Raw genomic sequence first — 6595 nt, 5'->3', positions numbered from 1 at the left:
AGGGGAACGGCGGGGGATGCAGGCACGCGACGAGCTCCATCGGCAATGCCGCGCCCCGGAGACCCGCGCGGACATCGCCCCCACCGGCGCCAGCATTGCCCCATGCTGCGCGGGCGAACAAATCCTCTTTGCAGCGCGGCGGAAAGAGGCGAATTGCCGCCGACCGGAAGCCCGCCCCGCGCGGCGTCCCGCCACCGGAACCGTCGCCGCGCCCACGGGTTTTCCGAGCGTCCGTGTCCGACACGGACAACCGCTCACGCAGCCCGGACATGGAGGCTCCGATGATCCAAAGAACCCTTCCCGTCGCCGCCACGCTCGCCGCCCTCGGCTTGCCCGCCCTCGCACAGGACACGACCCTCGGCGTGGCCGACATGGGCACCTACGGCGAGTATCTCACCGGCCCGGACGGGCGGCCGCTCTACATGTTCACCACCGACACGCAGGGCGATGGCGCGGACCCCGTGATCTCCTGCACCTCGCAGGAATGCCTCACGGCCTGGCCCCTCATCACCGTGGAGGGCGACGTGACGGTGGGGGAAGGGCTCGACCAGTCGCTCGCGGGAACCATGGAGCACGAGGGGCGGACGGTCGTGACCTACAACGGCTGGCCGCTCTACGCCTTCCAGCGGGATCTGGCCGACCAGCCGCCGCAGGGCCAGGACATCGGGTCCTTCGGCGGCGAGTGGTATCTGGTCGATCCGCAGGGCGAGCCGATCGAGGGAAGCGGCGCCTGACGGGCGCATCATCCCCGAGCGCGGAGAGCTCTCCGGGATGCGACCCGTGTTCCTGCGGGACGGCCGGAGCCCGGAGAGCGTCCGCGATGAGGTCAGGTCGCGGCGGGGGGCGCCCCCTCCCCCGCCATCTCCCGCTGGCAGCCGCCGGAAAGCCCGGCTAGTTTCCAGGGTCCAGGGGGGACGCCCAAGGGGAAGGGCCGGACATGACCGATCTGCCGCTGGTGCTCGGAATCGACATCGGGACGACCGCCGTGAAGGTGGTGGTCTATGACCTGCGGGGGGCCGAGCGGCACCGCTTCGTGCACGCCTACCCGACGCGGCGCGCGGGCGCTCACGTCGAACAGGACCCGGCCGACTGGATGGCCGCGATCGACGCGGCGCTCGCGGGCGTGGCGGCGGCGGGTCTCGCCCCCGCGATCGAGGCGGTGGGCGTGACGAGCCAGGTCAACACGCATGTCTTCGCCGCCACGGACGGCACCGTTCTCCACCCCGCGATCACCTGGGCGGACGCGCGCGCGGGCGCATCCGCCGCGAGGCTCGACGCCACGATCTCCGGGGCGGAACGGCAGGACTGGTGGGGCGCGCCCATGGGCGTCGACGCGAGCCACATGGCCGCGCGGATGGCGTGGATGGCGGAGGCGCGGCCGGAGGTCTGGGCGGCGACCGCGCAGGTCCTTCTGCCCAAGGACTGGGCGATCGGGCGGCTCACGGGCAGCTACGTCTCCGACCCCGTCAGCCAGATCGGCGCGGTGGGGCGGGACGGGCGCTTCGTCGCGAACCTCTTCGCGCGGATCGAGGGCGCCGCCGGACGCCTGCCCGAACTGCGCGACCCGGCGTCGGTGGCGGGGCGGACCGTCCTTCCCGGCGCGGACCGCGCCGTGCCCGTGGCGACCGGCCTCATGGACGCCTGGGCCTCGATGTTCGGCGTCGGCGTGCGCAACGAGGGCGACGCGATGTATCTCTCGGGCACAAGCGAGATCCCCGGCGTCCTCTCCTCCTCCGTTCATCCGGCCGAGGGCGCGCTGGTCTTCCCGCCGCACATGGGCCGCACGCTCCACGCCGCGCCGACGCAGTCGGGGGGTGCGTCGCTCGCCTGGCTCTGCGGGCTCTTCGGCACCGACCCCGACACGATCATGGCCGAGGTCGCGGCCCTGCCGCCGGGCGGGCCGGGCCTCCTCTTCCTGCCGCATCTCCAGGGCGAGCGCGCGCCGCTCTGGGACGCGAACGCGCGCGGCACCTTCCTGGGCCTCGACGCGGGCCACGGGCGCGCCGAGATCGCCCGCGCAGTGCTCGAAGGGGTGGCAATGTCGGTGCGGCTGGCCTTCGAGGCGCTCGACGCCTCCTCCGGGACACACGCCGGCCTCCTCCATTGCGGCGGCGGCGGCTTCGCGTCGGACACCTGGAACCAGATCCGGGCGAACACGCTGGGCCGGCGGCTCGACCGGCTGGCGGTGCGCGACCCCGGCGCGCTCGGCGCCGCCGCCCTCGCCACCGTGGCGGCGGGGCTGCAACCCGATCTCGACGCGGCGCTCGCCGAGGCCGTGCGTTTCGACCGCAGCTACGAGCCCGACCCCGAGGGGGCCGCGCGGGCCGAGGCGCTCTTCGCCTTCTACCGCCCTGCCTACGAGGCGGCACGCGCGACGAACCACGCGCTCGCGGCCATGGGCTAGACCCTTGCCCCGTGCGGCGCGGCGGGGCATGGTCCGGCCAAACGTCCAACGGAGGGAAGGGACATGGAATTCAGGGGAATGATGCTCGGCCTCGGCGCGATGCTGCTGGCGGGTGCTGCGGCCGCGCAGGAGCGGGTGGCGGTGATCACGCCCTATCTCGCGCAGCCCGGCACGCAGTTCTACATCGACGGCTTCGAGGCGGCCGCCGAGGGGCGCGGCTGGGAGGTCAACGTGATCGACACGGCGGGCGACATCGCCGCCGTCATCAGCCGGATCGAGGACGCGGTCACGCAGAACGTGGACGCCATCGTCATCAACGTCGATCCCGCGCAGGTCGAGGCGGGCCTCGCCATGGCGCAGGACGCCGGCATCCCCGTCGTCGGCATGGATGCGGGCATGTCGCCCTACCTCGCCACCAACGTCACCTCGAACGGCTACGCCATGGCCGCCGAGACCGCGGCCTACGTGGTCAACCGGCTGAACGGCGAGGGCAACGTCGTGATGTTCGTCTTCGATCCCTTCCCGCCGGTGCAGATCCGCGGCGTGATCGCGGACGCGATCTTCGCCAACACGCCCGACATCGAGGTGCTGGCGCGCGTCACGCCCGACGTGCAGGACGGAGGCATCGCCGACAGCCGCGCGCAGATGGAGGCGCTGCTGGCCGCCAACCCCGAGCCCGGCTCGATCGACGCGGTCTGGGCCGCCTGGGACCAGCCGGCGCTCGGCGCGCTCCAGGCCATCGAGGATGCGGGCCGCGCGGACGAGGGCATCGTGATCGTCGGGATGGACGCCAACCCGCAGGCGCGCGACGCCATCGCGGCGGGCGGCAACTTCGAGGCCTCGATGGCGCAGGACTTCGAGGGGATCGGCGCCGCGGCGGCCGACGCGGTCGCGCGGCTCGTCGCGGGCGAGACGATCACCGCCCCCGTCACCTACGTGCCGACGCGGCTCGTCACCTCGTCGAACGTCAACGACTGACGTCGGGCGGATACCGGCAATCGGGGCGGCCTCGCGGGGCTGCCCCTTTTCCATGGGGCGCGGATGCGCGAGCTGACGATCACCGGTCTCGACAAGAGCTATGGCCCCGCCCGCGTCCTGCGCGGCGTGGACATCGCCCTGCGCTCGGGCGAGGTCCATGCGCTGATGGGCGAGAACGGCGCGGGCAAGTCGACGCTCATCAAGGTGCTCGCAGGGATCGTTCCGGCCGACGCCCTGCATCTCGCCCTCGACGGGAAGGCGCGGACGCTGACGGGACCGGAGGACGCCGCCGCCCTCGGCCTCCGCTTCGTGCACCAGGAGCTCAACATCGTGCCGTCGCTCTCGGTGGCGGAGAACATCCTCCTCTCCCGACGGACGCCGCGCCGCTTCGGCTTCGCCGTCGACTGGCGCGCGATGAGGGCGCGGGCCGAGGCGGCGCTCGCGCGGTTCGGGGCGGACCATATCGACGTGACCGCGCGCGCGGGCGGCCTGTCGACCGGCGACCGGATGCTGACGGTGCTCGCGGGGCTCCTCGCCTCGGACGACACCGAACCCGCCGTTTTCGTCCTCGACGAGCCGACGGCGGCCCTGACCCATGCCGAGGCCGACCGCCTCTTCGCCGTGATCGCCGAGCTGAAGGCGCAAGGCGCGGCGATCCTCTACGTCTCGCACCGCATGGCCGAGGTCGTCGAGATCGCCGACCGGGTGACGGTGCTGCGCGACGGTGCGGTGGTGCTTTCCTGCCCGATGGCCGAGACCTCGCGCGAGGGGATCATCGAGGCGATGACCGGGCGCGACGTGAAGGACGCCTACCCGGCTCGCGCCTCGGCGCCGCGCGAGGAGGTGCTGCTCGAGGTCGAGGATCTCGCGGCCGGGCCGGTCGCGGGCCTGTCCTTCGTCCTGCGGGAGGGCGAGGTGCTCGGCCTCGCGGGGCTCGAGGGCGGGGGGCAGTCCACCGTGCTCCGCGCGGTCCTGGGCGACATCCCCCGGACCGGGGACATCCGTTTCGCGGGCGGCTCCGGCCCGCGCTCGGCCGCCGAGGCCTGGGCGCGCGGCATCGCCTATGTCCCCCGCGAGCGGCGGAAGGAGGGGCTGATGCTCGGGCGCGGGATCACCCAGAACGTCGTCCTCCCGCATCTGCGGCGCCTCTCGCGTGCCGGGGTCTGGTCTCGGCCCCGCGCCGAGCAGGCCGAGGCCGAGGCGCGCGGCCGGGAGGTGCGCCTGAGGTGCGAGCATGTCGGCCAGAGCGCCGGGACCCTCTCGGGCGGCAACCAGCAGAAAGTCGTCTTCGCCCGCGCCGTGGCCGGACGCCCGAGGCTCGCGCTTCTCGACGAGCCCACGCGGGGCGTCGACGTGGGCGCGCGCGAGGACATCTACGCCATGATCCGCAACCTCGGCGCGGGCGGAACCGCCGTCCTCCTCGCCTCGTCCGACCTGCCGGAACTGATCGGCCTCTCGGACCGCATCCTCGTCCTGCGCGACGGACGGGCCGCGGGGATGGTGCCGACCGAGGGCCTCACCGCCGGGGCGCTGCTCGCGATGATCTACGGCGACAGGCCCGTGGAGGCGGTGGCATGATCGGCGCGAACCTCCGGCGCTACGGCACGCTGCTCGGCTTCGCGGCCATGGTGGTCTTCTTCGCCGTGAACCTGCCCGACACGTTCCTGACGGCGCGGAACCTCCTCAACGTCACGCAGCAGATCTCGATGCTCGCCGTGGTCGCCTTCTGCATGACGGTGGTGATGGCGATGGGCGATTTCGACCTGTCCGTGGGCGCCATGGCGTCGCTGGCGGGCGTGGTCGCGGCCGTCCTCTTCGTCGCGGGCTGGCCCGTCGGCCTCGCCATCGCGGCGGCGCTCGGCGTCGGACTGCTGGGGGGTCTCCTCAACGGCGTTCTCGTCAGCTTCCTCGGCATCCTGCCCTTCGTCGCGACGCTCGGGACCATGACCGTCTTCGGCGGTCTCGCCTTCCTCGTCTCGGACGGGAGGACGATCTTCGGGCGGGACATCCCCGCCTCCTTCTCCGGCTTCGCGCGCTCGGGGCTCGAGATGGGCGACCTCCGCATCCCGGCGCTGACGCTGGTGGCGCTCGGCGTTCTCGCCGTCATCTGGGCGGTGCTGGAGCAGACGCCCTACGGCCGCCGTCTCTACGCCATCGGCGGCAACATCGAGGCGGCGCGGCTGGCCGGAACCCGGGTGGTCAAGCTCAGGCTCCTCGCCTTCTGCTTCACCGGGATCGGCGCCGCCATCGCGGGCCTGATGTATGCGTCGCGCGTGGCCTCGGCGAACCCGACGCAGGGCGACGGGCTCATGCTCGACGCCATCGCCTGCGTCTTCCTCGGCATGACGATGAGCGAGGAGGGGGAACCGCGGGTTCTCGGCACGCTCCTCGGCGTCCTGCTCCTCGGGCTTCTCGACAACGGGCTGACGCAGATGAACGTCGATAGCTACATCCGAGAGGTTCTGGTGGGCGTGATCATCCTGCTCGCCGTCGCCTCGGGACGGATCGGCGCATTCCGCCGTCGGTGAGCGGGCCGGGGACTAACTCGGTGGACGCGGAGCGGCCCGCGCGATCGCGTAGCCGATGAGAGCCGCCGCGTGGTGCAGCAGGTGCAGCGGCACGGAGGCAAGCGCCAGCGCGAGGCCGCCATGCGCCCGGAGAAACGCGAAGAGGCCCGCGTTCATCGTCACGAAGACGCCGAGGCAGAGCGCGGCGAGGAGCAGCGCGGGCGCCCAGACGAGCGCCGCAAGAACGCAGGCCGCGCCCAGCGCCACCATGGCCGCCGAGACCCGCTTCTCGAGCGAGGTCGAGAGCACGCCCATCGGCATGCGGCCCGCGAGCAGGAGCCGCGTCCAGGGGATCGCGCGGCCCTTCAGATCGGTCATGACCATCGAGGAGAGCGACCAGTCCTTGAGGTGCTTGCCCTCGATCGACGGGTCGAGCCGTATCCGGCCCCCGTTGCCCGTGACCCGCAGCCCGAGTTCGACGTCCTCGATGTTCTCCCACGCGCTGAGAAAACCGCCCGCCGCCTCGAAGGCCTGCCGCCGCATGGCGCCGAGCCCCGTCCAGAAGGTGGGAACCTCGCCCGCCGCCTGACGGTGGCTGTAGGCATGGAGGAGATTGCGGTAGCGTCCGACGACCGAGGCCGAGCGCGGGTCGGCGTCGTAGGCGCCGATCACGCCGGTGATGGCGGGATCGGCGAAATGCGCGAGC

General features: G+C 72.8%; 7 protein-coding genes. 5 read left to right on the top strand and 2 right to left on the bottom strand.

The genetic code is table 11. From position 1 onward, the window contains the following. Window positions 1–271 (bottom strand): hypothetical protein (locus ACTS11_RS10335; protein ID WP_442640232.1); only part of this gene is annotated, 271 nt, incomplete at its 3' end. A 10-nt stretch (window positions 272–281) separates the two neighbouring features. On the opposite strand from ACTS11_RS10335, the gene ACTS11_RS10330 reads away from it, so the two are divergent. The 5 genes from ACTS11_RS10330 (at window position 282) to ACTS11_RS10310 (ending at window position 5910) form a co-directional block, all read left to right on the top strand. Further along, entirely contained in the window at window positions 282–734 is a 453-nt protein-coding gene (locus ACTS11_RS10330) for a COG4315 family predicted lipoprotein (RefSeq protein WP_442640231.1), read from the top strand. A gap of 203 nt (window positions 735–937) precedes the next feature. Next, a complete protein-coding gene (locus tag ACTS11_RS10325; RefSeq protein WP_442640230.1) occupies window positions 938–2404 on the top strand; it encodes a xylulokinase in 1467 nt (488 codons plus the stop codon). A 63-nt stretch (window positions 2405–2467) separates the two neighbouring features. Further along, a complete protein-coding gene (locus ACTS11_RS10320) occupies window positions 2468–3382 on the top strand; it encodes a substrate-binding domain-containing protein (RefSeq protein WP_442640229.1) in 915 nt (304 codons plus the stop codon). A 63-nt stretch (window positions 3383–3445) separates the two neighbouring features. Continuing rightward, window positions 3446–4960 (top strand): sugar ABC transporter ATP-binding protein, encoded by a 1515-nt coding sequence (locus tag ACTS11_RS10315; protein WP_442640228.1) that lies wholly within the window; start codon window positions 3446–3448, stop codon window positions 4958–4960. After that, window positions 4957–5910 (top strand): ABC transporter permease, encoded by a 954-nt coding sequence (locus ACTS11_RS10310; protein ID WP_442640227.1) that lies wholly within the window; start codon window positions 4957–4959, stop codon window positions 5908–5910. Before ACTS11_RS10315 ends, ACTS11_RS10310 begins: the two co-directional genes overlap by 4 nt. Window positions 5911–5922: 12 nt before the next feature. On the opposite strand, the gene ACTS11_RS10305 is transcribed toward ACTS11_RS10310, so the two are convergent. Then, window positions 5923–6595, bottom strand: a 673-nt coding sequence (locus ACTS11_RS10305) for a hypothetical protein (protein ID WP_442640226.1), incomplete at its 5' end; no start/stop codon positions are given.

Source organism: Roseicyclus sp., from assembly GCF_052168335.1.
Classification (GTDB): Bacteria; Pseudomonadota; Alphaproteobacteria; order Rhodobacterales; family Rhodobacteraceae; genus Roseibacterium.
The sequence above is the reverse complement of the archived record's forward strand: the minus strand, read 5'-3'. Positions and strand labels throughout refer to the sequence as shown.

Excerpts from the sequence above, each read along its gene's own strand:
- ACTS11_RS10330 (WP_442640231.1), top strand. The coding sequence starts at position 282 with ATGATCCAAAGAACCCTTCCCGTCGCCGCCACGCTCGCCGCCCTCGGC.
- ACTS11_RS10325 (WP_442640230.1), top strand. The coding sequence starts at position 938 with ATGACCGATCTGCCGCTGGTGCTCGGAATCGACATCGGGACGACCGCC.
- ACTS11_RS10320 (WP_442640229.1), top strand. The coding sequence starts at position 2,468 with ATGGAATTCAGGGGAATGATGCTCGGCCTCGGCGCGATGCTGCTGGCG.
- ACTS11_RS10315 (WP_442640228.1), top strand. The coding sequence starts at position 3,446 with ATGCGCGAGCTGACGATCACCGGTCTCGACAAGAGCTATGGCCCCGCC.
- ACTS11_RS10310 (WP_442640227.1), top strand. The coding sequence starts at position 4,957 with ATGATCGGCGCGAACCTCCGGCGCTACGGCACGCTGCTCGGCTTCGCG.